The sequence below is a fragment of the Oleiphilus sp. HI0128 genome (assembly GCF_001635365.1).
This window is the reverse complement of record NZ_LWGG01000768.1, coordinates 1-1,915: the sequence shown is the minus strand read 5'-3', so window position 1 is coordinate 1,915 and position 1,915 is coordinate 1. Positions and strand designations below refer to the sequence as shown.

At 45.3% G+C, this 1,915-nt stretch carries 3 protein-coding genes; all 3 read left to right on the top strand.

The genetic code is table 11. From position 1 onward, the window contains the following. Window positions 1-452 (top strand): diguanylate cyclase domain-containing protein (locus A3763_RS10750; protein ID WP_231872167.1); only part of this gene is annotated, 452 nt, incomplete at its 5' end. Further along, window positions 452-1,453, top strand: coding sequence for a GGDEF domain-containing protein (locus A3763_RS10745; protein ID WP_068516229.1), 1,002 nt, complete (start codon window positions 452-454; stop codon window positions 1,451-1,453). The genes A3763_RS10750 and A3763_RS10745, both read left to right, overlap by 1 nt. 163 nt (window positions 1,454-1,616) lie before the next feature. Further along, window positions 1,617-1,915: DedA family protein (locus A3763_RS29595; protein ID WP_369823105.1), on the top strand; the 299-nt coding region annotated here is incomplete at its 3' end.

The window sequence follows — 1,915 nt, the reverse complement described above, 5'->3', positions numbered from 1 at the left end:
GTGAACGTGAAGGCAGTGAATTGTCTACAGCCGCGTTGGCAATTGACAAAATATGTCTTTCCAAACTAAACCCTAAAGAACAAGATGCTGTCACGATTGCCATTGGCAAGTTGCTCCATAACAACCTTCGCTTGTTCGACAGTTACTACCTTTGGGAACATCATGAGTTTCTTATCGTCTTACCTCATACCAGCTCGATTCAAGCAGTCAAGATAGCAGACAGCCTGCGACTTAAAGTCCGCAAAGAAATTGAGATTCATGGAGAAAGTATTACCGTTAGTGCTGGCGTGTCCTGCTTAAATATCGGCGATGACAGTACCTCCATAACAGGCCGGGCAAGCCATGCCTTATCAGAAACACAAGCTACCAGTATTAATAGAACACACATCTATCGAGACATCGATGAGCTGCCCCAAGACGCAACGCCAGCCAATGCAGAAGGAGCACAATAATGTTCTCTGAAATCCAGCTTCAAACCCGTCTTACTGCCACATTATTTCTGCTTGGCGCAATTGCTATGGTTGTGCTTGGTATACAAAATTATCGCTACGGTCTCTATGAGCTCGTTTACGTTGCAACACTTCTAAGCATCGTTTATTTAAGCACAAGCCTCTACGCCAAGTTCTCCCCCGAAGCCAAATACCTCAAGCAAGCCTGTCTCGCTGTAGGTGTTATATCTGTTCTCAGCATTTTCGCCAATGCAGGCGAACACCCTGAGGAGCTTAAGCACTGGATATTTCCGATTGGTCTTCTTTGTTATCTATGCCTTCCCTATCGCCAAGCAAGCATATTCAACGTGGTGATGGGTGTGTGTTACTCACTGCTACTGCTATTTGCCAGCAGCATCATCTCAGCACTAGAGTTTGCAACCAGCTTTGCATTATTTATGGGGCTAACAAGTACTTATGCTCAGCTTCATCAGAAACGCAGTCGCACACTGGTAGAACTTGAGATACATGACCCACTAACTAAAGCTTATAACTACCGCCATTTGAGAGATACCCTTAAAAAAGAAATGTGCCGAGCTGACCGAACAGGCAAACCCCTTTCTCTGGTTTCCCTTGAAGTCGATTACTTCCCTCAAATTCAAGACATGCACGGTCTCCCAAATACAAACGACCTTCTTGCTCGATTTGCAGAGACACTTAAAGCAATGATTCGCGCAGGAGATAGCGACTACTTTGATGGAAAGCAGACCTCTTACCTCCTCTTACCTTGCACACCTTCAGAGGGCGTTTTAGTTATTGCGGAAAGAATTCGACGCACCATAGAGGAATGCAACTGGCCAGTGGTTGATGCAATTACGGTTAGCCTGGGCTGCACAACCTATATACCTGATGACTGCTCAGGCGATCGAGATGGCGAAGCAAAGAAATTAATTGAGAACGCTCAGATTGGTTTGATCGAAGCACAAAAAAACGGCCATAACCGCGTCTGCCTGCATAGTCACTAAACAGACAAGTTCGTTGTTTACAGCTTTCTCCCCTCTATTGGCGAAAGCTCAAGACTTCTGACAATTTGTCTCGCTTGTCATTAGTGTGTAAAGTGACCCAACGAGGCTAAGTCTGTTTACCCCGGCACATCTTTCAATACTATTCGCACTTACACCCGGCACAATGACAGAATCTGATTTCCAACCCCTTATTGCATGGCTTGAACTAAACCCAAACTGGGTTTTCGTGGCTGTTTTACTTATTGCATTTATTGAGTCTCTGGCGCTTGCAGGAGTAATCGTACCCGGCGTATTGCTGCTCTTTCTTGTGTCAGCCTTGGCAGGTCACATTAATCTACCTATTGAGTGGCTTTTATTATCGGGCTTTCTCGGTGCCATATTGGGAGACGGCATCAGCTTTTTTCTTGGTCATTATTTTAAAGATAGCTTGCGAAACATTTGGCCCTTCTCCCGCTACCCTAA